At 63.9% G+C, this 26,540-nt stretch carries 24 protein-coding genes; 14 read left to right on the top strand and 10 right to left on the bottom strand.

The genetic code is table 11. The annotated features are described in order from the left end of the window. Window positions 1-341: 341 nt before the first annotated feature. Window positions 342-1,574, bottom strand: a complete 1,233-nt coding sequence (locus tag H977_RS0101905; protein WP_155946463.1) for an MFS transporter — start codon at window positions 1,572-1,574, stop codon at window positions 342-344. Window positions 1,575-1,979: 405 nt separating this feature from the next. Beyond that, a complete protein-coding gene (locus tag H977_RS0101900) occupies window positions 1,980-2,519 on the bottom strand; it encodes an orotate phosphoribosyltransferase (RefSeq protein ID WP_029106266.1) in 540 nt (179 codons plus the stop codon). A gap of 172 nt (window positions 2,520-2,691) precedes the next feature. On the opposite strand from H977_RS0101900, the gene H977_RS0101895 reads away from it, so the two are divergent. Beyond that, entirely contained in the window at window positions 2,692-3,267 is a 576-nt protein-coding gene (locus H977_RS0101895; RefSeq protein WP_036474945.1) for a chloramphenicol phosphotransferase CPT family protein, read from the top strand. Between the two features lie 177 nt (window positions 3,268-3,444). Continuing rightward, window positions 3,445-4,257: a class I SAM-dependent methyltransferase gene (locus H977_RS0101890; protein WP_196808150.1), complete on the top strand. Its 813-nt coding sequence runs from the start codon at window positions 3,445-3,447 to the stop codon at window positions 4,255-4,257. Between the two features lie 74 nt (window positions 4,258-4,331). Here the strand turns inward: H977_RS0101890 and H977_RS0101885 are convergent, their stop codons facing one another. The 3 genes from H977_RS0101885 to H977_RS0101875 all read right to left on the bottom strand — a co-directional run bounded on the left by H977_RS0101885 (window position 4,332) and on the right by H977_RS0101875 (window position 8,023). Next, window positions 4,332-5,171, bottom strand: coding sequence for a sugar phosphate nucleotidyltransferase (locus H977_RS0101885; protein ID WP_029106263.1), 840 nt, complete (start codon window positions 5,169-5,171; stop codon window positions 4,332-4,334). Window positions 5,172-5,453: 282 nt separating this feature from the next. Then, window positions 5,454-6,092, bottom strand: coding sequence for a DUF3159 domain-containing protein (locus H977_RS32320; RefSeq protein ID WP_081681603.1), 639 nt, complete (start codon window positions 6,090-6,092; stop codon window positions 5,454-5,456). Between the two features lie 44 nt (window positions 6,093-6,136). Beyond that, on the bottom strand, window positions 6,137-8,023 hold the full coding sequence (locus H977_RS0101875; RefSeq protein ID WP_029106262.1) for a S9 family peptidase: 1,887 nt from the start codon (window positions 8,021-8,023) through the stop codon (window positions 6,137-6,139). Between the two features lie 69 nt (window positions 8,024-8,092). Between H977_RS0101875 and H977_RS0101870 the strand changes: the two genes are divergently transcribed. Further along, a complete protein-coding gene (locus H977_RS0101870; protein WP_029106261.1) occupies window positions 8,093-8,824 on the top strand; it encodes a helix-turn-helix domain-containing protein in 732 nt (243 codons plus the stop codon). Between the two features lie 60 nt (window positions 8,825-8,884). On the opposite strand, the gene H977_RS0101865 is transcribed toward H977_RS0101870, so the two are convergent. Further along, entirely contained in the window at window positions 8,885-9,658 is a 774-nt protein-coding gene (locus tag H977_RS0101865) for an AraC family transcriptional regulator (RefSeq protein ID WP_029106260.1), read from the bottom strand. 83 nt (window positions 9,659-9,741) lie between these two features. On the opposite strand from H977_RS0101865, the gene H977_RS0101860 reads away from it, so the two are divergent. The 3 genes from H977_RS0101860 (at window position 9,742) to H977_RS0101850 (ending at window position 14,090) form a co-directional block, all read left to right on the top strand. Next, on the top strand, window positions 9,742-10,491 hold the full coding sequence (locus tag H977_RS0101860; protein ID WP_029106259.1) for a sulfite exporter TauE/SafE family protein: 750 nt from the start codon (window positions 9,742-9,744) through the stop codon (window positions 10,489-10,491). A 397-nt stretch (window positions 10,492-10,888) separates the two neighbouring features. Next, on the top strand, window positions 10,889-13,093 hold the full coding sequence (locus tag H977_RS0101855; protein ID WP_051288644.1) for a S9 family peptidase: 2,205 nt from the start codon (window positions 10,889-10,891) through the stop codon (window positions 13,091-13,093). 250 nt (window positions 13,094-13,343) lie between these two features. Next, window positions 13,344-14,090: an SDR family oxidoreductase gene (locus tag H977_RS0101850; protein WP_029106257.1), complete on the top strand. Its 747-nt coding sequence runs from the start codon at window positions 13,344-13,346 to the stop codon at window positions 14,088-14,090. Between the two features lie 5 nt (window positions 14,091-14,095). Here the strand turns inward: H977_RS0101850 and H977_RS0101845 are convergent, their stop codons facing one another. The 3 genes from H977_RS0101845 to H977_RS0101835 form a co-directional block, all read right to left on the bottom strand. Then, window positions 14,096-14,587 (bottom strand): MarR family winged helix-turn-helix transcriptional regulator, encoded by a 492-nt coding sequence (locus H977_RS0101845; RefSeq protein WP_029106256.1) that lies wholly within the window; start codon window positions 14,585-14,587, stop codon window positions 14,096-14,098. 226 nt (window positions 14,588-14,813) lie between these two features. Next, entirely contained in the window at window positions 14,814-17,219 is a 2,406-nt protein-coding gene (locus H977_RS0101840) for an excinuclease ABC subunit UvrA (RefSeq protein WP_196808159.1), read from the bottom strand. Window positions 17,220-17,573: 354 nt separating this feature from the next. Beyond that, a complete protein-coding gene (locus H977_RS0101835) occupies window positions 17,574-18,380 on the bottom strand; it encodes a helix-turn-helix domain-containing protein (RefSeq protein WP_036474939.1) in 807 nt (268 codons plus the stop codon). Window positions 18,381-18,562: 182 nt separating this feature from the next. On the opposite strand from H977_RS0101835, the gene H977_RS0101830 reads away from it, so the two are divergent. Next, the gene (locus H977_RS0101830; RefSeq protein WP_029106253.1) at window positions 18,563-19,270 is read left to right on the top strand and encodes an SDR family oxidoreductase; all 708 of its coding nucleotides are present in this window, start codon (window positions 18,563-18,565) and stop codon (window positions 19,268-19,270) included. Between the two features lie 110 nt (window positions 19,271-19,380). Here H977_RS0101830 and H977_RS0101825 read toward each other — a convergent pair whose 3' ends face one another. Next, entirely contained in the window at window positions 19,381-19,980 is a 600-nt protein-coding gene (locus H977_RS0101825; RefSeq protein WP_029106252.1) for a TetR/AcrR family transcriptional regulator, read from the bottom strand. 237 nt (window positions 19,981-20,217) lie between these two features. Here H977_RS0101825 and H977_RS0101820 point away from each other — a divergent pair, with 237 nt between their 5' ends. The 7 genes from H977_RS0101820 to H977_RS0101790 are packed head-to-tail and all read left to right on the top strand — an operon-like array spanning window position 20,218 to window position 26,514. Beyond that, the gene (locus tag H977_RS0101820; RefSeq protein ID WP_231395842.1) at window positions 20,218-21,510 is read left to right on the top strand and encodes an LLM class flavin-dependent oxidoreductase; all 1,293 of its coding nucleotides are present in this window, start codon (window positions 20,218-20,220) and stop codon (window positions 21,508-21,510) included. Then, window positions 21,507-22,370 (top strand): enoyl-CoA hydratase/isomerase family protein, encoded by an 864-nt coding sequence (locus H977_RS0101815; protein WP_029106250.1) that lies wholly within the window; start codon window positions 21,507-21,509, stop codon window positions 22,368-22,370. Before H977_RS0101820 ends, H977_RS0101815 begins: the two co-directional genes overlap by 4 nt. 3 nt (window positions 22,371-22,373) lie before the next feature. After that, entirely contained in the window at window positions 22,374-23,180 is an 807-nt protein-coding gene (locus H977_RS32315; RefSeq protein WP_036474781.1) for an enoyl-CoA hydratase/isomerase family protein, read from the top strand. Continuing rightward, the gene (locus H977_RS0101805; protein WP_196808149.1) at window positions 23,174-24,040 is read left to right on the top strand and encodes a branched-chain amino acid ABC transporter permease; all 867 of its coding nucleotides are present in this window, start codon (window positions 23,174-23,176) and stop codon (window positions 24,038-24,040) included. The genes H977_RS32315 and H977_RS0101805 overlap by 7 nt, the downstream gene beginning before the upstream one ends. Further along, window positions 24,037-25,026, top strand: a complete 990-nt coding sequence (locus H977_RS0101800) for a branched-chain amino acid ABC transporter permease (RefSeq protein ID WP_029106248.1) — start codon at window positions 24,037-24,039, stop codon at window positions 25,024-25,026. The genes H977_RS0101805 and H977_RS0101800 overlap by 4 nt, the downstream gene beginning before the upstream one ends. After that, complete coding sequence (locus H977_RS0101795; protein WP_029106247.1) at window positions 25,026-25,808, top strand: ABC transporter ATP-binding protein; 783 nt, start codon at window positions 25,026-25,028, stop codon at window positions 25,806-25,808. The genes H977_RS0101800 and H977_RS0101795 overlap by 1 nt, the downstream gene beginning before the upstream one ends. Then, window positions 25,795-26,514, top strand: coding sequence for an ABC transporter ATP-binding protein (locus H977_RS0101790; RefSeq protein WP_029106246.1), 720 nt, complete (start codon window positions 25,795-25,797; stop codon window positions 26,512-26,514). Before H977_RS0101795 ends, H977_RS0101790 begins: the two co-directional genes overlap by 14 nt. The last annotated feature ends 26 nt before the right edge of the window (window positions 26,515-26,540 follow it).

Genomic DNA, 26,540 nt, shown 5'->3' with positions numbered 1-26,540 from the left:
CCGACAACCCACTAGCCCCGGTCGAAGCACCATTGGCAACGTCCCCAGATGGCACCGTTCTAGGATTCGACATCCAGTATGCAAAAGCCTGTCCGTCAAACCTGATGCAATCGGACTAAAGCGCAGTTCAGAACGTCGCGATATGACACGGAGAATTGCCACCTACACAACCTGTCGGTTGCAATTCTGGATGGCGGATTGCCATTTGAGATGGCGGAACTTGGCGGATCCGCCAACTGAATGGCAAAAGATTTGATCGTTGTTCCGCTGTGTCTCAGTCGATTGGATGGCGGTGGTGCCAGTCCGTTACGTGTTGATAGGCGTTGGCGGCGGGGTGGCGACTATTCGTCGAAACAGGTTGCCATACGGTGAAACTCGACCGTCAGGTAGGCAATGATGATTGCGCTGGCCGCAGTGACGATCTTGACGGGGTCCAGGCGGATCCAGGGTGAGTCGAGCAGGGCGGCCGTTGAACTGGCAGCGACTAGGACGCCTCCGGCGGCGAGGTTGAGGTGCATTGCCGCCGACGAGGCGACGTCAACTAGAGCGAATGTTCGGACTCGGTGCTCAGGTTCGACGACATCGAAGGCGATGGCCGACATGACCAAGCCGAAGGCGTAACGCGAGACCTGAGACAGCACAACCAACACGGTGAAAGCGGCGATGCCCGGTGGGCGCTGGCCGACTGCGGGGAGCAGTGTCCACAGGACCATCTGAGCGGTCAATGCGACGCCGAGCACCCGAACTGAGGTGCTTGTGCCGATCCAGCTGATGAACCAGCCAGCCATCGGGGCCAGGGCGAACGATGCCGCCGAGCGCACAATGAGCATTACCCCGATGGCCGGCGCGGGGATGTCGAGCACGATGAGTGCGTAGACCGCCAACAGCGGCACGCCGATCACGAACTGTGCCGCTGACCCGAACACGATCAACCGGCAGCGGTGGTCGCGCAGGGCTTCGCGCCACCCGCCTTTGCCGAAGGTCGCAATCGGCTGGCGCACCGACGTTTCTGGCAGATGGCGGTACACAATGACCGATCCGAGCAAATAGATCAGGCAGTAGGTCAGAACGCCGCGGTAAAAGACTTCGGTGACCACGCCGTCGAAGCAAAACGTCTGCACCAGAAACGCCACGATGACGGTCCCTTGCGCGGCGAAGCTGAACATGGCCAAGAACAGTGGCCGGTCGGCCGGCTCGGCGAACTCGACGTACCACGCCGTCCAGGCGGCACCGAAGCAGATCGAGATCCCGACCCCGGCCAGAGTTGCTCCCGCAAATAGAAGCGCAGCGGCGGCGATCCGGGACTCATCGATGATCAGGCTTGCCGAGAACAGCAGTAGCAGTGCGGGAGCCAGCGTGAGTGAGCCCGCCACCATTACAGTGCGGTGTCCGAAACGGCTGACGATGCCCGGCGCCAATAACTGGACGGGGATGCTGACGATCATTCCGAGTGCGATAACGCTGACCAAGCTCGGACTGAAGCCCAGTGTGTCGATGACGTAGAGCTGAAAGATGTCGCCGTGCATTCCGCCGGTCGCCGAGCTGAGCAGCACCAGTCCTGAACCGGGAATCAACGCCTTCCGTGCAGCAGGCCCCAGACGTCTTCGACCGATCGTCCAGGCCCGCGCCATCCTCTAAGTCCCCCGCCTGTCGAGTCTCGACTGCGTGCCAATTCACCCTAATGCCGGATTCATCCCGTGGGTGCAATCCCCGGACCGTTTACGGACTATCGTCTGATTCTCGGATCCGCCATCTGGATGGCAAAACCGTGGCCGCCAGCGCCGTCACACAGCCAGAAAACGTGCAGTTCAGACCGGCGCTATCCGCCATCGAGAATGGCAACCAACAATTGTCACGGCGGCGGTGGCGGCGGTGTCGGTTGCCATTCTCGATGGCGCATTGCCATTTGAGATGGCGCAACTTGGCGCATGCGCCGTCTGGATGGCAAGAGGGACGACTGATGCACGGCTCCCGGCGGGTTAGTCGATTGCGGTTGATCGGGCGGAGTCGAGGTCGGCCTTCGTCAAGACAGCTCGAACGGTCAGTCCGACGTCGCGCAGGACAGCCGTGGGATCGGCACTTCTGTTGATCGCGCAGATGGCGGTCGCAACGGTGCCGTGTTCGCTGCGTAGCGCCTGGGCTGCGTCTCGGACGGCACCGCCGGTGGTGATCACGTCCTCGATGAGAGTGATAGTTTTTCCGGCGATGTCGGCGCCTTCAGCGAGCCGACAGGTGCCGTAGGTCTTGGCGGCCTTCCGGACGAACAGTGTTGGTATGCCGGTCAGCTGGCTCATGACGGTGGCCAGTGGAACGCCGCCGAGTTCGAGGCCGCCGAGCAGGTCGGTGTCGGCGGGAATGAGTGGAACCATGGCCTCGCACACGCGTCGCAGCAATTGTGGGTCTGACTCGAACAAGTACTTGTCGAAGTACTCATGAGAGATTTGGCCTGAGCGAAGCTGAAACTGCCCTTGTAGGCGGCAAGCTTGGTTCACATCGGCGGCGAGCAGTTCGCGGTCCATGCTGCTCATCGTGGCACTAACAGCCACGGGAAGACTTCAAGGGGCGCGTCAGCGGGCATTGCCGGCGTATGTGCCTCGCTGCGATGGCTTCTGACATTGATCAGACGATGGCACCGAGACGGCTGAGTGCTGGCAGGCCAGCGTGTAACGCCATGCGGGAAGAATGATTGTCATGGTCGGTGACGCAGCCGTCGGACAGGTCGTGTTACTCAACGGCGTCTCAAGCTCGGGTAAGTCCACGCTGGCCCGTCAGCTTCTCGCTGACGTCGATACGCCGTGGTTTCACATGGGTGTGGACATGTTCGGGGCAATGCGCGCCGAAGCGCAGACTCGCGATCTCGATGAAGCGCGTTTGACCGAGGTGTTGCGCCGCACCCGCGCCGGATTTCATCGCGCGGTGCGAGGAATGGCGTTGGCCGGGAACAACATCGTGATGGATCACGTCCTGAGCGAGCCGTGGAGGCTCACTGATCTGCTGACGGTAATGGCAGATGTCGACGTCGTCTTTGTGGGCGTGCACTGTGATGCCGCGGTCTTGATGGAGAGAGAAATCGCACGCGGCGATCGCGTAGTCGGCACGGCCGCCGGTCAGATGGAGCCCACCCACAACCACGGTCTCTACGACGTCGAGGTCGACACGAGCACCGATGATGTTCAAGCCTGCGCGACGCACATTCGCGAATATCTGGCGCACCATCCAGCCCCAACTCTCCGAACCTTTGACGCTCTGAGACGCAGTCGCAGCTAGCCATCCCGCATCCAACACCCGAAGCTTTTGCTGCCTGCTCTCGACCCGCAAACTCAACATCGACTCGGAGTCGTCGAGCACGCTGCTACCAGTAACGTCGAGGCAAATGGGCCGCCGCGAAAGGTGCATCAAGACAGAACCGAATCCTGCTGGAGGGCGGTCCAGAAGGGGGAAATCATGCACCCGACCGATCCGCCCGACAGCTTGGACGGTGGCCTTTTCTCGGGGACGGCCTGGCACTATGCGCGGTATCGACCAGGGTATCCGCGAGACGTTGTCGACGATCTGATCCAGCGTCTGGGTCTCGATGGCACCGGTCGATTGCTTGATCTGGGCTGCGGTACCGGTCAGCTGACGCTCCCGCTCGCCGACCATGTCGTCGAGGCGGTCGGGATGGACGACGAACCCGGCATGCTCGCCGAAGCCTCCCGGCAAGCACAGGATGCAGCTGTCACCAACGTGAGCTGGATCCACGGTAATTCAGCAGACCTCCCGGGCGATCTCGGGCACTTCACGCTGGTCACCATGGGTCGTTCATTTCACTGGATGGACCGCGAACACGTTCTGGCTGCTCTCGACGACATGGTCGACGGTGACGGCAGCCTGGTCATCGCCAACGACACCAACCTCTTGCTGCCGACCACACAGTGGCAGCGGGCCATCCAGGAGGTCCAACGTCGATTCCTGCCGCCGAACTACCGACACGGCCCGCCGCCGGCGACCAACACCGGCCACACGCATGAGCGAGTATTGGCGAATTCAGCTTTCCAACAGGTGAATCGGCGAGTCTACGAATTCTCACGGCACTGGACCACCAAACAAGTGATCGGTTACCTGTACTCAACATCAGTGCCACTACGCCGACTACTCGCTGACCGACAGACCGAGTTCGAGAACACCGTCACCGACTCTCTGCTCGCGATCGAACCCAGCGGTCAGTTCACCGAAGCCGTCGCCCTGGAAGTCTTGACCGCAACTCGCACAACATAATCCAAGCCTGAATGCGGCCCTCATTCAGATCTGACCCGCGGATAGCCTTGTCACCCAACGGTGTTCGTGGCGGTTTAAGGAAAGTCCTTGGAGGCGACGAAGTTGTTCGCGGCCAGCAGACCTCGGTGGTCGCCGATATCGAAGTACTGCCCGTCGGTCACGTACACAAGCGGCGGCACTTCAGCGTCCACCAGTTGCAACAGTGCATCGGTGATCCGTCGCTCTCCACTGAGTGGGTCCACGGGCACCGCGCGCACGAGATCGACAATCGTCGGCTGTAGGACGTAGCGGCTGATATTGACGAGTGGATCGCGGGTCGGATCGGCTGGCACCTCCTTCTCCTGAAGCCCGCTCAGATGCAGCCGGTCGGCCCGTTGGACTACGTCGAGGACTCCGTAGCGTCCCGCCTCTGCCCGGTCGCATGCGCGGGCGACGAGCCCGCTGCCTCCAACGTGTACCTGGTCGGCGAGGTTGCGCAACGTGGAGGTGGTCGGGTTGTCGATGAGGATGTCGTCGCCGGAGATGTAGAAGAACGGCTCGTCACCGACGAAGTCCGCGACGAGCAGCAACGGGACGGCGGTTCCATAGTCATCGACATCAAGCTGTTGGTGGAAGAACTGAAAGTCGATTCCACGGCCGATGTCGTTGAGTACCTCGCCTTTCGATTGCCAGGAGTGCCGAGCCAGCAGCGCTTCCAAGTCCGGGTCTGGTGTGTAGTAGTCCTGGACTTGTGACGTACCAGCCCGCACGACCACCGCGATCTGGTCGACACCCGCACCTTGGCATTCGCTGACTATCAGGTCGATTGCCGGGTGTGCACCGATAGGAAGCATCGCCTTGTCGATGGTCTTGGTGATGGGATACATGCGCGTCCCCAGACCCGCGGCCGCGATGACAGCCCTGCGAACCTTCATGTCCAGAAGACTAGGGAAAGAAACAGGCGATGGAGAGGCGGCACCTCCGGTGAGTTCGATTTCGGATCCGCCATCTCGATGGCATAACCGTGCCCGCCAACTCCGTGGCAACGTCGAGAAAGACGCGGTTGGTGTACGACAACAATTCCGGTGTCGGAATTCTCATTTTGGTGCCGCGTGGATGTCCAATTCGACATTGGGATGAGAACGGCACACAGTCCGCAGGGATGTCGACAATGCCGCCGCGCCGTGTATCCGACGCGGGTGTAGCAAGGCGCCGCATCAGGGGCGAGCGGCGCACTCGGGAGAGTCGCTCGCATCGGTCCCGGTGCTGTCCCGGTGGATATCTGGGTCTATTCGTCGGTTGGCACGGCGGACCGCCCAATACACGATCACCGACACCGCGCCGAGCAGTGGATAACCCATGGCGATCCGGGCAAGCGCCAGCCAGCCGCTGAAGCCACCGTCGTAAAGCCATTGCTGCACAACGAATCGCGCGGAGAACAACGCCACGAATGCCAGCGTGGCGATGTCGAACGCGCGCAGCGCTACGGTGTCGGCGCGCCATGACCGATCGGGTCCGGCGCTACGTAGCAGGTTCCATATCACTCCGACCAAGGGGCGCCGCACCAAGAGGGATACGGAGAACACGGCCGCCATCGCCAGACTGAGCCAGATTCCCGGCAGGAAGTAGTCTTCGGCGGATCCGGTGTAGTAGGCGATCAGCGCGGCGATGACGACCCCGAGCAGTCCCGATACCGCCGGCTGAATAGGCTGCTTGCGCAACAGCCGGAACACGATCAGACCCACGCTGACGCAAACGGATATCACGACTGCGGCGTTCAGGCCCGCTATCGCGTTCGCGATGACGTAGGCAAACGTGGGCAGGCTGGCGTACACCAGCCCGGATGCCCCGCCCATGCGTTCGAGCAATGTCGGTGAATGTTCTTGCTCCAGTTTGTCGGTCACGCTTTCCTTCCCTCGCCGAGATGCTCTGCGAGGAAGCGGTCGACGGTCTTGTGCATGTCGATCACGTTGTCCGGGTTGACGAATCCGTGCCCCTCGTCGTGCTTGATCATGTACTCCACCTTGACTCCGCGGCTGCGCAACGCCTCGACCAGGTTGTCGGATTCGGCCTGCACCACGCGAACATCGTTGGCGCCCTGGATGACCAGAAGCGGCGTGCGGATCTGGTCGACCTTCGTGATCGGCGAGCGGGACAGCATGTCGGCCAACTGATCCGGGTCGTCGGGGTTGCCGACGAACAGGTGCCAGTTGTTGGCCAGGTGCGGGCGGGCGATCTCGGGTAGTGTCCGCATGAAGTTGCTCAGGTCGGAGATACCGACGTAATCGACTGCGGCGGCGAACACATCGGGTGTGAAGGTGACGCCAACCAGCGTCGCGTATCCGCCGTAGGAGCCGCCGAAGATGGCGATCCGCTTCGGATCCGCATACCCCTGCTGGACGGCCCAGTCCACACTGTCGATCAGATCGTCGTGCATCTTGCCGGCGAACTCACCGACCGCGGCCTTGGTGAAGGCCTTGCCGAAGCCCGCCGACCCGCGGAAGTTGACCTGCAGCACCGCATATCCGCGGTTGGCCAGCAGCTGCACCGGCGGGTTGAACATCCAGCCGTCCCGCGTCCACGGCCCGCCGTGCACCAGCAGCACCATCGGCAGATTTTGCGGCGGCACCCCGACGGGCAGGGTCAGATACCCGTGCAGATCCAGCCCGTCGCGCGAGCGGATGGTGACTGGCTCCATCGCCGCCAGGACCTCTGGATCCAGTTGCGGATGCGACCCGAACAGCAGCCGGCTGTCCCCGGTGTCGTGGTCGTAGAGGTAGGTCATCCCCGCTTCGCGATCATGGGTGAAGTTGACCACCCAGCGTCGGCCGGTCAGGTCGGAGCTGAGGGCGTTCACGTCGCCATCGGACAGCTTCTCCAGGTTCTCCAGCACCGCCGCGAAGTGCGGGTCCAGCGGCTGAATCACCTGACGCTCCAACAGGTACCGCACCCCGAGCAGATCGCCGGTGCGCCGGTCCAGGATCAGCGGCTCGGCCAGCGTGGTGAACACGCTGGCCCGGGTGTCCACGTCGTAGACCGGATGGCTGTCGACGTGGGTCTGCTCGCCGGTGACGACGTCGACGCGCACGATGCGGGTCCGGTCGGTGCCGTCGTTGGAGCCGATCCAGATGCCGGTGCCGTCCGGGGTGATGGTGATCGGATACAGCCCCATCGTGTAGTCACGGCCGTCGAAGGTGACGATGGAGCGCAGCGTCTCCGTCCGCGGCTCCCACTGCAACAGCTCCACGTCACCGTCGGCAGTCAGTGCGGTGGAGAACAAGTCGCCGTTGCTGCTGGCTCGCCAGCCTGATCCCTTACCGGGGTTCTTCGCCACCATGGTGAGTTCACCGGTGGCGATGTCCAGTTCGTAGGCGTCCATCAGGGTTGGTGTGCGGTTGTTGGTGTACACCATCGCCTTCGCCGGATCGCCGAGCAGTTCGTGGGCGGCCATCGCTCCCGGGAACGGAGTCAGGTCGACGGCACCGGGCTCGGGGTCCTGCGGGTCGGCCCGGAAGACGTGCCAGTTCTCGTCGCCGCCGGTGTCCTGCAGGTAGAGCAGCCAGCGGGAGTCCTTGGTCCACTCGTAGTGAATGATGCTGCGGGTGCTGTCGGCGGTGACGCGCTGCGGCTCGCCGTCGAGGTTGTCCACGTCCTGGATCCAGATGTTGAGGCGGTCCCGCCACGGCGCCAGGTAGGCGATACGGGTGCCGTCGGGTGAGATCGATGCCTGCGCGCGGGCGGGCGGCGCGAACAGATCGTCGACGGAGAGCAACTCAGGTGTTGGCATGCCTCCATCGCACACTCGGACGTAACGGCACAGTCAAGTCCCGGGCACGGGTATGGGCATGATGGACAGGTGGCGTGGAGTACTCGGGAGATCGCCGAACTGGCCGGAACCAGTCTGCGAGCCGTCCGCCATTACCACCAGGTCGGCCTGCTCCCGGAGCCTGAACGCCGCTCAAACGGCTACAAGCAGTACGGCGTGGCGCACCTGGTCCGGTTGGTCCGCATCAAACGGCTCGTCGACCTGGGTTTCTCGCTCCCTCAGATCGCGGCGTTGGGTGATACCGACGAGCATCCCGAGCAGGCGTTGCGGGAACTGGACGCCGAGCTGGCGGCGACCATCGACCGGTTGCAACGGGCCCGCGAGGAACTCGGCGAGCTGCTGGAGAACTCCGCGCCCACGGACCTGCCACCCGAGTTCGCGCCCGCGGACGTCGTCGCCAAGATGACCGACGCGGATCGCAAACTGGTGGTGGTCCTGAGCCGGGTACTGGGCCCGCGCGGCCGACAGGTCTATGCCGACCTGATCAGGGACACCCGCGAGGATCCGGCCGCATCGGAGCTGGACACGTTGTCCGTCGACGCTGACGAGGCGACCCGCCAGGATCTCGCCGAGCGGCTGGTGCCCTACATCTGGTCGGTCCGGCAGGCTCATCCCGGGCTCACCGAGGCGCGCATCGATGCGCCGCGCGGTGCAAACTTCGCCGAGAAGGCCATCGATGACGCGATGGCCGATCTGTACAACCCGGCGCAGCTGGACGTGCTGCGCCGGGCAGGTCAGATCGTGCGGCGGCTGGCCACCTAGGTAATCCCATGTGCGCCGCAGGAAGTGGTGCTGGCTGTCGATCAGAATGTGCTCGGCCTGTCAGCCTGCATGTGGCGTCCGGATCATGCGCGATGGTGATGTTCCGAACTCGGCGGAGAAGGCGGCCGTGAACGCGGCCGGGCTTGCGTACCCGAGGCGGCCCGCCACCTCGGTAACAGTGGCGTGGCGTAGCAGTGGAACGGAGGCGAGCAGTCGCGCGCGCCGACGCCATGCGGCGGGGCTGACGCCCATTTCGGCGCGGAACCGGCGGCTGAATGCTCTCTCGCTGAGATTCACCCGGGCGGCCCACTGCGCGTTATCAATTCGAACGTCCGGTTCGGTGAGGTAGTCGCGACATAGTGTGCCTAGGTCGGCGGCGTTGGGCAGTGCGACGTGAAGTGCGACGGGGGTCAGCGCGGCGATCTCATGCAACAGCAACGTGATAACTGCGCCCTCGCGACCGGACGGATCGTAGTGGGCATCGAAATCTACTGCGACAAGCAGCAGTTCACGCAGCAGCGGGGTCACTTCCACCACCGTGCAGCGGTCGGGCCACCAGGGCGCAGCCTGGGGTTCTATGTAGAGGCTGCGAGTGCTCACCTCCTGGGTTCGCATCAGGTGCCGAACGCCCGGTGGGATCAGCACCGCGAGGTCGGTTGGAACTGTCCAGGTTCCGTCGCGCGTTTCGACCACCATCACTCCGGTCGCGCTGTGCAGGAATTGCGCACGCCGGTGCGAATGCCAGTCCAGTACGAAGCCGTCGGGATAGTCGGTTCCTACGGGCAATACGACCCTCGGTACCTCATCGAAGTCATCTGCCGCGACATTGCGCACCTGCCCATCCTATGGCCGAAACGCGAAGATAGTGGTCCGACTTTCGCTTGTCGGCAAATTGCCGGAGGCGGTTCCATAGGGGCGTGTCTTTCGAGATTCTGGTCGTGATTGGTGCGCTTTCGGGCGTCACGACGGTGTTGTTCGGTTTTGGGGGCGGGTTCGTCACCGTTCCGGTCATCGTGTGGGCGGATGCCGACCTCGGCGCTGAAGCGATGCGAACCGCAGTGGCCACATCGGCCGTCGTGGTGTTCGTCGCTTCAGCGATTGCCACCGCGTCGACCCGCCGGGAGGTTCTCTCGGGCCTGCGCGGGAGCGGTGTTCTGCTGGCGTTGCTGGCGGTGGGCGGAGCGGCGGGCGGCCTGGCCGCCCGACTCGCGCCGGCCGAACTCGGTCAGTGGGCCTTCGTGGCGTACCTCGGTGCAACCCTCGTCGATGCCGTCGCCCGACCGGGTTTCGTTCGCCCTGTCGGTGTGGCCGACCAACGCCGCACTATTCGAGCCGGATTCGGGTTTCCGGTCGGAGCCGTGGCAGCGTTCCTCGGGGTGGGCGGCAGTGTGCTTACCGTCCCGCTGCTGCGTCGAGCCGGACATTCCATGGAATCGGCGACTGCTCTTGCCAATCCGATGACACTCGCCATCACGGCACCAGCCGTTGTGTCGCTGATCGCATCGGTGGACGTCACCTCCGCGGCCGCGCTGCTGCTGGGTGCAACACCGGTGGTGGTTGTGCTGCGACGCTACGGGATGAAGATCCCCGACATCGTCCACGTCCGTGCCTATCTGGCGCTGATCGGCACAGTATGCGTCGCGATGACACTGGCCGCGCTGCACTAACTTAGCGGGTGGGCCACCGTCAAGGCGTTGATGGCGAGCCCGCCGGTGAGTCCGCTTCTTCCGGCTATGCTATTCGTTAACAACAGCTTTCGGTCTGAGGTGGCGCACCCGATGCGGGGTCCGGCGAGGTCTGATCTCACGGCGTGAGCAGTGCGCTGCCGGTGGTTCTGCGTGCTCCGATGTCCGCGTGGGCCTTTTGTACCTCTGGTCGAACCCAGGTAGGCGACGGCGACGAGTGACACGGGATCAGCACAGACTGTCCCGTCGCGGCCGGGGCAACCACGGCCTTGACTGTGCCGTTACGTCCTGCTGTTCCATTGTGGCTGTGAATCCCGATGCCACAGCGGCCCCCCACAAGACGACCTTGACTGCCGCCGACTACGCCCGCGCTGAACAGATGCTGGCCCCGTACCGGGCACGCCGCGTGCCCGGAGCAGCGATACAGCCGCAGTGGCTTCCGGACGGACACCGTTTCTGGTACCAGGTCGAGTCGCGCTTCGTAGTGGTGGATCCCCGCAACGGCAGCCGAGACGACGCGTTCGACCACGACCGGTTGGCCGCGGCGTTGTCCTTGGCTTCCGGTCATGCGGTCAGCGTGGACGATCTCCCGATCAGCGCCGTCGAGTTCGGCGACGACGGGACGGTCGGTTTCTCCGCGTTCGGGTCATGGTGGGTGTGGTCGCCCGACGCAGGCACCTGCGAACGGGGCGACCGCGGCGACCGCGCGCTGCCCTGGGAGGTGGAGTCGCCCGACAAGTCGTGGGTGGCGTTTCGCCGCGACGGCAACATCTGGGTCCGATCCCGCGACGGTAAGCGGGAATTCGCGCTCACCGAGGACGCCGAACCGCACTTCGAATACGGCGGGATGGCCGACGCGACCGGCGGGCGAGCGCTGATGCGGGTGCTTGGGCTGCCGCCCGTGTTCGCCGTGCAGTGGTCACCGGATTCGACCCGGATACTGGCCCAGCGCATCGACCAGCGTGCCCTGCCCGAGCTGGTGCTGGTCGAATCGTCGCCCCCCGACGGCGGCAGACCAGTCGAGCACCGCACCCGGTACACCATGCCGGGCGAGCAGGCGCAGGCGATGCTGACCTGGAATGTCCTCCACGTGGCAGAACGCACCGTGGTCCGGCAGGCCGAACCCACCGTTATCATGCACGGCACTGCCGTCATGTACGCCTGGTGGACCGGCACATCGGGGGACGGGGTGCACTTCCTGAACCATTCCCGCGACGCCCGCAGGCTGGAGCTGCGCCGCCTGGACCCGGCCACCGGAGCCGTCACCACCCTGATCAGCGAATCCGGTGAGACGCGGGTGGACCCGACGCCCCAGCTGGGAGAACCAACGATGACCCGGGTGCTGGACTCCGGTGAGATCGTGTGGTGGTCACAACGCGATGGCTGGGGCCATCTCTATCTTTATTCGCCCGACGGACAACAGGTCCGGCAGATCACCACCGGGCAGTGGCAGGTGCGAAAGGTGCTCTGGGTCGACGAACATCGCCGGCAGGTGTGGTTCGTCGCTGCCGGCCTCGTCGCCGACGATCCCTATGTACGCCAGATCTGCCGAATCGGGCTTGACGGCCAGGGATTTGTGCGCCTCACCGAGGACGACACCCTCGACCATGACGCGGTCAGTCCCGACGGCGGCGACTACTTCGTTCAACGGGCATCCTCACCCAACCGCCCTCCGCACACGGTGGTACGCGACGGGGATGGCCAACTACTGGTCGAACTCGAGGCGCCTACCGCCTCAGCGCTGGAGGAGCAGGGCTGGAGCGCGCCGGAGCGGTTCTGCACCATGGCTGCCGACGGCAGAACCCGCATCTACGGATTGCTTTGGCGTCCACACGGTTTCGACCCACAGCGCCGCTACCCTGTGATTGAGCACATTTATCCGGGCCCGCAGATATGGAACGCGGGGGCCGCATTCGACTCACCGCACGTCGGCCAACCCGAGGCGCTGGCAGCGCTGGGTTTCGCCGTAGTGGTAATCGACGGACGCGGAACTGCCGGACGCAGCAAAGCCTTTCACGACCACTCCTACCGGGACATGGGCAACGCAGGTGCCCTCGACGACCGCGTCGCCGCGATTCGCGAATTGGGCCGGCGGCACAGCTGGTTGGACACCGAGCGCGTCGGGATAACGGGTCTGTCGGCCGGTGCCTTCGCCGCCGCCAGGGCGTTGCTTACGTACCCGGACTTCTACCGGGTTGGGGTCGCAGTGTCTGGCAACCACGACAACACCGTCAACCTGGCCATGTGGGCCGAGCACTACCACGGCGACCTCAGTGACAACGGCAGGAAGGCGATCTCTAATACTCATCTGGCCGCCGAACTGCGGGGCAAGCTATTGCTGATCCACGGCGAGCTCGACGACAACGCCCATCCCTACCAGACAATGCGCCTGGCCCATGCACTCATCAAGGCAGACAAGGACTTCGATCTGATCCTCATTCCGGGCGGCGAGCACGCGCTGCTCGGCTACCAGCACTATGCCTACCGCCGCACCTGGGACTACTTTGTCGCCCACCTCCACGGGACCGAACCGCCTAGCTACCGCCTGGCTCCGTTGCCGCTTCCGCAGTGGTCGCTCGGATGATGTCGCGGCTACGGCGCAGCACGTCGAGCTGCGCTTCGTTGTAGAGCTCCGGCATGGCCTCGTTAATGGCCCTGCCGGCAAAGTGCGCCCCGCCGGGGCGTCGGCACGCGACTCCACGAGCCCAGGATCAGCCGCGTGCACCAGAGGGAGTCGACGACCACAGTAGGTGACATGTCCCGGAATAACGTGACATGTCACCTAGTTGTTGGATCTGAAACGCAACAAGCGTTTTCGACAACAGGAGGACGAGATGGCTCAGCTCGAAGGAAAAACAGCACTGATCACCGGCGGCACATCCGGCATCGGCTATGCGACGGCGCGCGCCTTCGCCGACGAGGGCGCCAAGGTGTTCATCACCGGGCGTACCCAACAGCGCGTCGACGCCGCCGCCGCGTCACTGGGTTCCGGTGTCGTCGGTGTTGGCAGCGATGTCACCAGCACCGAGGATCTGGACCGACTTGTCGGGGTCATCCGCGACGCAGGTGCCGGCCTCGACATCGTCTTCACCAACGCCGGCAGTGGCGAGTTCGCCACGCTGGAGGACGAGACGCCCGAACACCTCATCGACACCTTCAACCGCAACGTGGGCGGGACAGTGTTCACCGTGCAGAAGACGCTGCCACTACTGAATCCCGGTGCCTCGATCGTTCTGTCCGGCTCCACCGCGGCCACCAGGGGTACCCCGGCATTCGGCGCCTACGCCGCGGCAAAAGCTGCTGTCCGGTCCTTCGGCCGTACCTGGGCCACCGAGTTGGGCGACCGTGGCTTCCGGGTCAACACGGTCGTACCCGGTCCCATCCTGACCGAGGGACTCACCGAACTGGTGCCTGACAAAGACCAGCGGCAGGTGTTCTTCGACGGTCTGGCGACGAACCCGATGAAGCGGATAGGCGATCCTGCCGAACTGGCCGCCGTGGTGGTGTTCCTCGGCTCCGATGCGAGCAGCTTCATGACAGGTGCGGAGATCTTCGTCGACGGGGGCATGAACCAGGTGTAGTTGGTCTATCTGAGGTCGGGACGCGGCAAGGTGCCCTCGCGCAACAGACCCTCGTGCACAACGGCGAGGATGTCGGCGAGGGTGTCCTCCTGCTCGGGATCTAAATCGGCGAAGAACGCCCGGCGTACCCACTGTGCATGCACCGGGGCGGCGTCGGCGAGCCGGTCCCAGCCCTCGTCGGTCAGGACGACGACAGTGCCACGGCCGTCGGTGTCGCAGGTTGTGCGCTCGACCAGGCCGCGGCGTGCCATCCGCATAAGGTGGTGAGAAACCCGGCTGCGTTCCCACCCGATCACCGTGGCCAGTGTGGTCAGCTGCAGGCGGCGATCCGGTGCGCGCGAGAGCGTACTGAGCACCGTGTAGTCGTAGAGTGAAAGACCGCACTCGGTGCGCAGGTGACGGTTCACCTCATATTCGAGCCGGTGATAGACCCGCATGAAATTCAGCCAGGCCCGCTGCTGCCTCGGCGTCAGCGGGTACTCGCCGGAATCAGTCATCGCGCATCATGGACAAGCATGTCGCCTATCTAAGCAAAACTCAACCCCGATATGCGGTTTCGGTGACTATCCGTGTCGACGACGAAATCTCATTCTTCCACCACGACAGGGCATTTCGCCTTCACGCCCCACCCCGGACCGCTACCCAATCGGTGCATCGAGGCTAAAGCATCGAGAGCGGGGCGGCCATGGTGCAGTGTGTCGATCAGTGCCGCACCGAGGGCCTCTACTCCGACCGTGGAGCGAGATACCGTCCGGTGACGCTGACGCTGGATCGGGCGATCTGATCCGGGGTTCCCGTCGCAACGATGGTTCCGCCCGCGGCGCCGCCGCCGGGTCCCATGTCGATGACGAAGTCCGCGTTGGCGATCATGTCGAGGTCGTGCTCGATGACGACGACGGTGGCTCCCTTGGCGCCGAGGCGGTCGATGACGCCGAGCAGCACGCGAATGTCGAGGGGGTGTAGTCCGACACTGGGTTCGTCGAGGACGAACAGTGCATCGGATTGCTTGCGTCCGAGTTCTGTTGCGAGCTTGAGCCGTTGGGCTTCGCCGCCCGACAGCGCCGGTGTGTCCTCACCAAGAGTCAGGTAGCCCAGCCCGAGGTCGATGAGGGTTTGCAACTTGCGGTGCACCTTCGGCAGGTCTTCAGTGACCTCCAGCGCCTGCTTCACGGTGAGCGCGAGGAGTTCAGGCAGGGCGAGCCCACCGTCGACGGCGCGTCGGAACTCCAGTGCCGCAGGGGCATAACGGGTGCCGTCGCAGTCGGGGCAGGGGATGTCGACGTCGGGGAGGAACTGGACGTCGAGCGATATCTGTCCGGTTCCCTCGCAGCGCGGGCAGCGCAGGGATCCGGTGTTGTAGGAGAAGTCCGAGGCGGTCAGGCCCCGGCGGGTCGACTCGTCGAGTGCGGCGTAGGCGCGGCGTAAGTCGTCGAGAGTGCCGCTGTAGGTGGCGACGGTGGAGCGCACGTTGGTGCCGATCGGGGTGGCATCGACGACGTTGACGCGCTGGATGCCCGACGGCGCGACCGACGCGATATGCGGCGGCAGCGGATCGCGAGCCGCGGTGGCCTGCAAGGCCGGTACCAGGCTCTCCAGCACCAGTGTGGTCTTGCCGGAGCCGGACACTCCGGTCACCGCGGTGAGTCGGCCCTTCGGGATCTCGACGTCCAGGGCGTGCACGGTGTGCAGCGGGCGCGTCTCCAGGCCGATCCGGCCATGATCGAACAACTGCTCGGCGCTGACGGTGGCGCGTACGCGGACCGCCTCGGTGCCGTCGATGAATCCGGCGATCAGCGAGGCCGGGTTGGCCATCAGATCGTCGAGTGTTCCTTCGGCCAGGACTGTCCCGCCGTCGTTGCCGGATCCGGGGCCGATCTCGATGAACCAGTCCGCTTCCCGCAGCACCTGCACATCGTGATCGACCAGTACGACGGAATTCCCGTCGCGCAGCAGGTCGCGGATGACGCCGTTGAGGCCGTCGATGTTGGACGGATGCAGGCCGATGGACGGCTCGTCGAGGACGTAGAGCACGCCGGTGGTCTGATTGCGCACGGCGCGTGACAGCGCGACCCGTTGCCGCTCACCGGTGGACAGTGTGGAGCTGGGCCGGTCCAGGCCCAGATACCCGAGGCCCAGTTCGATGAGCCGCTGCGCCATTTCGAGCAGCTGCCCGATGATCGCGGTCGCCATCGCGCGCATGTCTGAGGGCAAGGTATCGACGATCGTTGGTGCCCAGGCGATCACGTCATCGAGTGTTTTCGCGGTCGCCTCGGCCAGATTGATCCCGGTGACCCTAGGGGCCAGGGCCCGCTCGCTGAGCCGGGCGCCGTGGCAGGTCGGGCATGTCCCGGTGTGGATGAACTTGTTGACCCGGTTGAGGCCACCCTCGCTGGCGGCCTTGTCGAGCGCCTCCTGCACGGCCAGCCGGGCGTTGCGGTAGGTGAAGTTGACCTCGAACAGCTTGCCGCTCTTGGACGGCACTGTGATGCGGTGCTTCTCCGCGGGCCCGCGCAGGACGACCTCGCGCTCGTCGTCGGTGAGATCGCGGTAGGGGACGTCGGTGCGCACACCGAGTTCTCCGACCATCTGCGGCATGACGGTGAGGCCCATCATCTTCCACGGTGCGACCGCGCCGTCGGCGATGGTGCGCGAGGGGTCGGGGACCAGCAGGGCGTCGTCGATCTCGCGCACGACCCCCAGTCCGCCGCAGGTCGGGCAGGCCCCGTCGGAATTGAAGGCCAGTGCCTCGGCGCCCGGCGGGGTGAACGTGACGCCGCAAACCGGGCAGGTGAGATCCAGGCCGGCGGCGACGTCGATTGTCGGTTCCTGACGATGCCCGTTGGGGCAGAGGTGTTCGGCCACCCGGGAGAACAGCAGGCGCAGGACGTTGAGGAGTTCGGTCGAGGTGCCGAAGGTGCTGCGCGCACCGGGGACGGTCGGCCGCTGCCGCAGAGCCAGTGCGGCCGGGACGTGGCGGACGCTGTCGACGGTGGCCTTGGTGGCGTGCGACATCCTGCGTCTGGTGTAGGTCGAGAGCGCCTCGATGTAGCGACGGGAGCCCTCCGCATACAGAACCCCCATCGCCAGGGATGACTTTCCGGAGCCGGAAACTCCGGCGATGGCTACCATTTGGTTCAACGGCACGTCGACGTCGATGTGTGCGAGGTTGTGCACACACGCGCCCCGTACCTCGATCCTGGTGGGGGCAACCGGCTTCTCGCCGGCGGCGCTTCTCGGGTCGGACACTGCGCGCCCCTCTCACGTCGGACGAACGAAGCCTATCGGCAACCCCGGACAAAACTTCTGAGCGCCGGGTGTTCTAGAGGTAAAACGGATCGCCTCCTGAAACGGATTTTGGTACACAGGATCTGGCCTGCCTGCGGCGGACGCCGCCACAGCCCTTGGTATGGGGCACCCCGCGCATCCCACCGATCTGGCGGATCCGCCATCGCTCCCGGGTTGCGTAACGGCAATTCGTTTGTCTTAGCCAGCAGTTGTTTTGAGCAGAGCCAGCTTTTCGCTGGTGGCGGTGCCTGGCTCGGGATGGTAGATCTGGAGGTGTTGGCCGTCGGAGTCTGGAATGGCAAATCGGTTGCGGCGGAACAATAATTCACCGACCTCGGGGTGGTGTAGGCGGCTGGTGCCTGCCGGACGATAGCCCACGTCGGCTTTGGCCCAGAATTCTGCGAAGGACGCGCTGTTCACGCAAAGTTCGTCGACGAGTTCGTCGAGACGAGGGTCGTGGGTTTCACCGGCAGTGGCTTCGCGCAGACCGCCGACAACTCCGGCGGCGGCGTCGTCCCAGTCGAGGTGGAGTTGACGCTCGGCTGGGTCGAGGAACAACGAGCGGAGAAGGTTTCGGCCGGGCGTGAAGTTGGGGGACAGCTTGCGTGCGAGCTGGTTTGAGGCCAGGCAGTCCAGGCACCGCCCGGCGACGAAGGCGGGCAGGCCGAGCTGATCGATCAAGCTGACGATGTCGTCGCTGACCTGTTCGACACCTGCTGGTGTGGGGCGGTGGTCGCGGGCGAGTTGGTGCAGGTGCGCGCTGGCGGCGGCGTCCATGCGCAGCGCCCGCGCGAGTGCATCGAGAATCTGCGCAGAGGGATGGGCGTTGCGGCCCTGCTCGATTCTCAGGTAGTAGTCGGCGCTGATGCCGGCCAGTGCTGCCAGTTCTTCGCGGCGTAGGCCGTTGACGCGGCGCCGCGGGCCTGCCACGAGGCCGACGTCATCGGGTCGGACTCGGCCGCGACGCAGCCTGAGGTAGTCGCCGAGCGCGTTGCCGCTGGTCATCGACATAGCGTAGCCAAGACTGGGACTGCCGGTACCCAGGATGAGCAGGGCCTACCCATGGCGCCGCCAACCCGCCAAGTCTTGGTGGTGAGCCCACCACTGATGTGGGCGCCCAGCAAGGAGGTAGGCCCCTGGCTCGTGGGCTGAGCCATCCCGCAACACGTCACGTCAAGGAGAAGCAGATGACCACCATCCTGATCACCGGCGCCAACAAGGGCCTCGGTTACGAAACCGCTCGGCAGTTGATTGCGGCGGGGCACACCATCTACCTCGGGTGCCGTGATGCACAGCGCGGCCAGGACGCCGCGCAGAAACTCGGTGCGCGGCTGGTCCAGCTCGACGTCACCGACGACGACTCGGTGTCCACCGCAGCGCAGCTCATCGAGGAGTTGGGCGGGCTCGACGTCCTGGTCAACAACGCTGGCGTCGAGGGTCGCGGTGCAGGCAACGCGATCGTCGCCGCCGAGGCGGTAACAGCGGAGACGATGCGAGAAGTGTTCGACACCAACGTCTTCGGGCTCATCCGAGCGACCCACGCGTTCCTGCCGTTGCTGCAGCGGTCATCGGCCCCGGTGATCGTCAACGTCAGCAGCAGTCTGGGTTCGATGAGCCTCGCTGAATCGCCGGAGAGCCCGACTTACTTCTATCCCGGTGTTGCCTACCCGGCGTCGAAATCGGCGGTCAACATGATCACCGTCCAGTTCGCCAAGCAGTTTCCGGCCATGCGCGTCAATGCGGTCGAGCCGGGCTACACCGACACCGACCTCAACGGGCACACCGGAACGCAGACTGTCGAAGAAGGCGCACGCATCATCGTCGAGATGGCCCAAACCGCACCCGACGGACCCACCGGCGGCTACTTCTCCGCCCACGGCCCCGTCCCCTGGTAAACCGTACACTCAAGGACGACAGACGTCGGCAAGGGCGTGGTTGTGCACCTGGCAGTGGGGCGTCGCGGCGTAAAAACCCTGCACCGCAGAGCGATCGAGACACTCACATGTCAATCGTCGCTGGGCGAGGTGAGTGCCTTGATCGCTGCGGTCGACATTGTCTTGACGATGGACTCGTGGTCCAGGCCCTTGTTGAGGGTCGCTACCGAATTGAGCATTGAGAACACCGTGTGGGTGAGTAGCCGGACCTCTGGTTCGGACAGGTCAGGGCGCAACTCTGCGACGATGGAAATCCATTCCTCGGCATAGAGATTCATCTCGCGCCGGATTCGCCGCCGGTCCTTCTCCGGTAAGGCGTGTTCGTTCTTCATGAACACCAGCGTCGTCGGAGCTGAGGTCACCACGCTCCTGATGTGGAAATCGACCAGGATCTCCAGTGCGGCCCGTGGATCGGGCTCCGCCTCCACGGTCTCCCTGGCGAACCGGTGCAGAGCCGCCAAAGGATTCTCCACCACGGCGATCAAGAGCGCCTGCTTGTTCTCGAAGTGGTTGTAGAGGCCGGGCCCGGAAATTCCGGCCGCTGTGCAGATCATGTCCACCGTCACTCCGTCGTAGGAGTTTCGCAAGAACAGGTCGGCGGCCACCTTGAGCAAGACATCCCGGCGTGAGGTGCCGGCGGACGGCTCGTGCGCGGCAGCGTCAGTGGTCATGGCAAACAACGATAGCCACGGTGCGAGGCGCCGCCGAGTCCGGGCGCGGTCGATGAGCGCGCACGAGGTCGAGGCCACGCTGAACTTCGTTGGCCGGACGGCTGGACGAGGCGACATTAATGAGCATTAATCTCTCGTAACTACCGCTGGCTAGGCGTTATGGGCCGACGGAATCGTGGATACATTGCTACTATGCGCCATATTCCCTGTTAAACCGGGTTGGAGCGGCGCCCTGAGGTGGGCTGGAAACTCGGTCGAAGCTCGGCGTTGACAACCGAGGTGGACGGTCTTACGTTAAGGAGCGTTCACCTAGTGGAAAGTGGTGTGAATATGCGGTTCATTTTCATGAGCGAAGGCGAGACAGTCCCGGGGCATACCCATGAGCACCGTTATCGCGAGCTCGTGGACGAAGTCCTACTTGCGGAGGAGGTGGGTTTCGACGCGTTCGGAACCTCGGAGCAGCACGTCGCGATCGGTACGGCGACCACCTCCGCACCTGAGGTCATCTATCCCTACCTGATGGCGCTGACCAAGCGCATCCGGTTCATGCACTTGGTCACCCTCTTGCCCACGCGCATCAACCATGCCCTTCGCGTTGCCGAGCGGTTGGCAACCGAGGACATCCTGTCCAGCGGCCGAGTGGAACTCGGAGTTGGGCGCGGGAATACGACACTTGCGCTGCGCGCCTTCGAAGTTGAACCAAGCGAGAACAAGGCTCAGCTCATAGAAGGCCTGGAGGTCATCCGCCGGGCTCTGCACAATGACGTGTTCTCCTACGTTGGCGAACACTACAAGATCCCGCCGCGAAGCTTGGTGCCCAAGGCAATTCAACGGCCATATCCCCCCATCTCGATGGCGGCCGGAAGTCCCGATTCGGTTCGCAAGGCCGCCGAGCTCGGCATCGGGGCTATCGTCGGTGGTTTTTACCTGGGCTTCGAGTTCGTCGAGAGCATGTTGCGCATCTACGACGATGCCCTCGACGGAGCCACGCATGCCTATCCGCTGCAAGCCCAGAAGCTCGTCGCCGTGGGCGGCGGAATGCACTGCGCCGAGACACGTGAGGAAGCGCTCAAGTGGGCGCGGAACCTGAAAGAGACGGTGGCGCTTTCGACCGACGCCTATGAGCGCCTGTCCAAGTTGTCGGCTGACTATCAGTACATGGGTGCCGTGCGGAACGTCGACTTCAACGATGAGCGATACATGTTCGAGGAATCGTCCGGATTCATCGTGGGCGATCCGGATGACTGTGCGGCACAAGTGCAGCGATTCGCCGACCTCGGCGCTGACGCCATCGTCATGAGAATCGATGGGCTCCCACACAGGGAGCTGATGAAGTCGATCGAGCTCTTCGGCAAGTACGTCATCCCCAGGTTCAAAAACCCACGGGCCGTGGTGCGGCCCGCCGACGCGATTCTGGCCGACATCCGCACGGCCCGGCCCGCTCATTATGCGGAGCTCGAAGCGTTCGAAGAGTCCAAATCCCAGTCGAATTCACACAAGAGTGTTGTCAAGGTAGGAGAGACACGATGAGCAAACTGGCCGCTGATGACATCTTCAGCCGCTACCCGGAGGAGATCCTGATCGAGCGCAGGCCCAATGGCGTGCTGCTCATCACGATGAACAGACCCGACCGGCTCAATGCGTTGACGATGCCGATGTTCGATCATCTGTCGGAAATCTGGGTGGACGTCGATCGAGACCCGGAAACGCGGGTTGCGGTCATCACCGGTGCAGGCCGCGGCTTCTGCACAGGCATGGATGTACGCCAGCCAGAGCCCACCCTGGACGAAGCGGTGGCGCTCATGGAGGGCGAGCGCAAGCGGATCACGGCCTTACTCAACATGGACAAGCCGCTCATCTCGGCGATCAACGGCCCTGCGGTCGGCTGGGGTTTGTCGATGGCGCTTCTGGCTGACATCAGCGTCGCTGCCGAGGATGCACTGCTTCGAGACGGGCACACCCGTGTCGGTGTGGTCGCCGGTGATCACGCCTCGCTCATCTGGCCGTTGCTCGTGGGCATGGCCAAAACGAAGTATTACCAGTTGACTTCGGCGAGTATGACGGGCATCGAAGCCGAACGCATCGGCTTGGTGAGTCTCGTCGCGCCGAGGGAGAATGTGCTGGACCGCGCGCTCGAGATCGCCGACGAACTTGCGCAGGGCTCGCAGCAGGCGATCCGCTGGACAAAGCGATCCCTGAACACTGGCTGGCTCACCAATGCGCTTCCGCAGCAAGAGCTTTCCGCGGCTTTGGAGGTCATCGGCTTCGCGGGCGCCGACTACTTCGAGGCCCGGCAGGCCTTCCGCGAAGGCCGTCCGCCGGAGTACCCGTCCGCACGCGGCGAAGGGCGCTCTGTCCTGGGACCGCAACCGGCGAACGTAGCCGGGTGACCTGTGAGCGCACCCGCGACCGGCCAGGCCGCCACCCTCGACACCGCTGACCACGATGGCGTTCTGGTGGTCTCGTTGGACAGGCCTCCGGCAAATGCGATGAACCGCCGGCTCATCCACGATCTTGCCAGCCTGTTCGAGCAGCTCCGCGCCAGACCAGACGCGCCACCGATCGTGCTCACCGGTAAGGGGGAGCGGTTCTTCAGTGCGGGAGGCGACATCAAGGAGCTGGAGGGTGCGCTCGCCGGCGACATCGAGATCCGCATGCGGGAATTCCACGCACTACTCGTGGCGATGGACCGCTACCCGCGTCCGGTGATCAGCGCGATCAATGGGCACTGTGTTGGCGGCGGTATGGAGGTCGCGCTCTTTTCGGACGGTGTGTTGGCCGTCAACTTGGCGCGGTTCGGGTTTCCGGAGATCAATCACGGACTGCTGCCTGCGGACAAGGGAATCCAACGAGCCAACCGGGTGCTCGGTGTGCGGATCACCCGGCGAATCATCTTGTCAGGTGAGCTTTTCGGCGCGCAGCACGCTCTCGACATCGGCATCATCGACCAACTCGTCACCGATCCCGAGGAGCTGATCCCCGCGGCCGTCGCGACGGCCCGCGCCGCCGGCTCGAAGGCTCCGGTGCTCTATGGTGCCTTGAAAGGCAGCGTCAACGATGCGGACGACGTGCGTGATGAGGCGTCTCTGCAACGCACGCTGAAGGCCGCTGCCGCGTACTTCGACGATCCGGCCGCACGAGAGTTGCGACAACGGTGGAGTGGCCGAAGGGGTTCCGCGGCCGAGGTGCAGTCGTGTTGACCGTCGTGGTCGCCGGACTGGTCAGCGGTGCCGTTCTGCTGCTCGCGACAGTGGGCTTCGAGCTCCTACGCCGCGTAGAGGGTTTCCTGAACATCGCGCATCCACAGCTCATCGTGCTCAGCGGGTTCAGCGCATACGGGTTCAACGTGTTGGTCGGGTTGCACTGGATCGTGTCGTGTGTGCTGGCCATCGTCGTCACGACGACGGTCGGAGTGGTGAGCGCGCGAGTGATCTTCTGGCCGATGCGAGAGCGCCCGCATTACATTCCGATGATCGCGTCCGTGGGTCTCGCGTTCTTCCTGCACGCGATGATCGAGCTTTTCACCGGGTTCGGCGTGAAGACGCTGGATGTGCCGTTGCAGAAGACGATCAGCATCGGCGGGGTCGCGGTTGCGGGCGCCGATCAGATCGCCGTCATCGGCACTGCGGCGTTGATCGTTGTGGCATTGCACTTTTGGCTCGCCCGGTCATACAGCGGCAGGGCGTTACGAGCCATGGCGAACAACCCGGCGCTTGCGCAGATTCGGGGGGTGAACACGTCGCATCTGCAGTACCTCACCTGGGCGGTGGCCAGCGCACTTGCGGCACTGGCGGGAACTCTGATCGCGCTCACGGCGCGGATTTATCCCGAGCTCGGCTGGGATCAAGTGCTCGTCATCTCCGCCGCTGCGATCATCGGTGGGCTCGGGAGTATTTACGGCGTGATGGTCGCGGCGGTCGTTGTCGGGCTCACATCGAGCCTGGCTACCTTGGCGATTCCATCCGAATACACCCAGATGGTGGTTTTCGCCGTCATAGCCCTGGTGGTCTTTGTCCGCCCTGAGGGTCTCTTCAGCGGTCCGAAGGAGCGTGTGGCGTGAGCACTCTGCTGATTGCCGGTGGACTGGCCATCCTGATGGGCATCTACGCCGTCGCGGCTCTGGCGTTGAACCTGCAGTTCGGTGTTGGCGGCATGGTCAATTTCGGTGTCGCAGCGTTTTTCGGAATCGGAGCGTACTCCTACGCACTCGCTGTGATGCCGGCCCAGTCCGGCTCGTACACCTACATCCTCGGGCTGGGCCTGCCGTGGTGGGCCGGCACCATCATAGGCGGCCTGACCGCGGCGCTCCTCGCTCTCGTAGTGGGCTGCGGCCTGCTGAGGGTCAGCGGAGAGTACCTGGCGGTGGTGGCGCTGGCGTTGGCCGAGGTGATACGTCAGCTCTTCATCAACCAACCGGCGATCGCCAATGGCGCGCGCGGCCTCCTGGACGCGCCGGTGCCGAATCTTGACGGCATCCCGGGACGAGCCCAGTCGTTGTATGTCGCGGCACTTGTGTTGGCGGTATTGGCAATTAGTTTCCTGGTCTTCCGTCGTGTGACGCGGTCGGCGTACGGCCGAAGTCTGCTTGCGGTGAACCAGAACGAGGCCGTGGCCCGCTCGCTTGGGATCAACGTCTACACGGTCAAACTCAAAGCCTTTGTGTTCGCGTCGTTCTTCATGGGCCTGGCTGGGGTCATGTACGTCTGGTATTTGTCGATATTGACTCCGTCCTTCTTCAACGTGAACATCACCTTCACCGTCTTCATCGCGTTGATCATCGGGGGGATCGGCAGCAATACGGGTGCGGTGCTCGGTGCGGTGGTGCTTCTCGGCCTACGGGAAGGACTCACCTATATCGAGGCGGACTTCCTCACCTCTGAAGTCATGGCCAGTCTGCAGGATGCCCTGCAGGGGCTCGTGTTGATCGTGATACTGCTGTTCTGGTCCGGGGGCCTGTTCCGGCCGCGATTGACCAGCTATCCGCGACCAGGCACGGCAAACCACTCCACTCCTGTGCTGGCCACGGTCGCGGCAGGAGATCGATGATGGCCCCGCAGCCGGCGCTCGAAGTAGTCGGGCTGGTAAAGGCTTTCGGCCAGTTACGGGCCCTCGACAGTGTCGCGATGAAGATCAGCCCGAATGCGGTTACCGGCCTGATCGGACCGAACGGTTCCGGGAAAACGACGCTGTTCAACGCGATTTCCGGGTTCCTCCGACCTGACACAGGGGCGGTGATGTTCCACGGCCGCGACATCACGGGCATGCCGACGCATCGGCTCGCGCGGATGGGACTCAAGCGGACTTTCCAGAACACTGCCGATTTCACCGACATGTCAGTAATACAGAATCTGCTGACGTCGGCCCGCTCGGCGCCCGGCGAGCGCCTCTGGCGCCTCTTCACGTCGCCACGTGACGTGGCTGTCGGGGAACGTGCTCTCATCGATCGCGCCTGGGAGCTGCTGGATCGGATGGCGCTGACTGAGTTGGCGAATACTCGCGCAGCAGATCTGTCGATCGGGCAAGGACGTTTGCTCCAGATCGCACGTCTGCTGATGGAGCCGCCGTCGTTGCTGATGCTGGATGAGCCATCGTCTGGGCTCAACCCTGAGGATCAGCATCGGCTGTCGTTGACAGTGCGGGATCTGTGCACCACAGAGAACATGACCGTCCTGGTGATCGAGCACAACATGTCGTTCATCAATGCGATCTCCGATGCGCTGTATGTCATGTACGACGGCCGAGTCATCGCGAATGGTCCACCGGCCCAGGTCATCAGCAATCCTGTCGTTGTCGAGACCTATCTGGGAGCGCACCATGCCACTGCTTGATGTCGACAATTTGACCAGTGGCTATGGTCGCAACAACATCATCCGAGGCGTCTCCCTCACCGCCGGGCACGGGTCCATCACCGCCATCATCGGCCCGAACGGGGCCGGTAAGACGACACTCGTCCAGACCATCGCCGGCGTAGTCAATGCACGTGGTGGGACGGTCAAACTTGACGGGGAGATGCTCGAACAGCTGTCGGCGCGCGACCGCGCGCGCCGGGGACTGGGCTATACACCGCAGTTGCGCAACGTCTTTGGGGCATTGTCAGTAGAGGACAATCTCGAGGTCGTCACCCGCGCGATGGGGCTGCCGCGCGAACGCCTCGACGAGGCCTTCGATACTTTTCCGATCCTTGCCGAGCGACGCAAGCAACGAGCGGGAACCCTTTCGGGTGGTCAGCGCCAGCAGCTCGCGATTGCCTCGTCCTTACTGATGAGACCAAAGCTGCTGATACTCGACGAGCCCACGACGGGTCTCGCTCCCCAGATCGTCGACTCGCTCATCGAACAGATCTGCCGCATCGAACGCGGGGGGACCGGGGTGCTCTGGGTCATCGAGGAGCACCCTAAGCAGATTCTTCCCTTGTGCGAGCGAGTGTTTCTGATGGGCTCGGGTCAGATACGACACGAGGCGAGCGGGCCGGAGCTGCTGGCCGACCCGGATTTCACCGAAATATTCTTGGGCGCCCGGATTCCGACCGCCTGAATTGGTTCTGGTACAGGAGATTTGAG

It is taken from the genome of Mycobacterium sp. URHD0025, assembly GCF_000426065.1.
Lineage (GTDB): Bacteria > Actinomycetota > Actinomycetes > Mycobacteriales > Mycobacteriaceae > Mycobacterium.
Note: the sequence above shows the minus strand (reverse complement) of the source record. Positions and strands in the feature narration are given on the sequence as shown.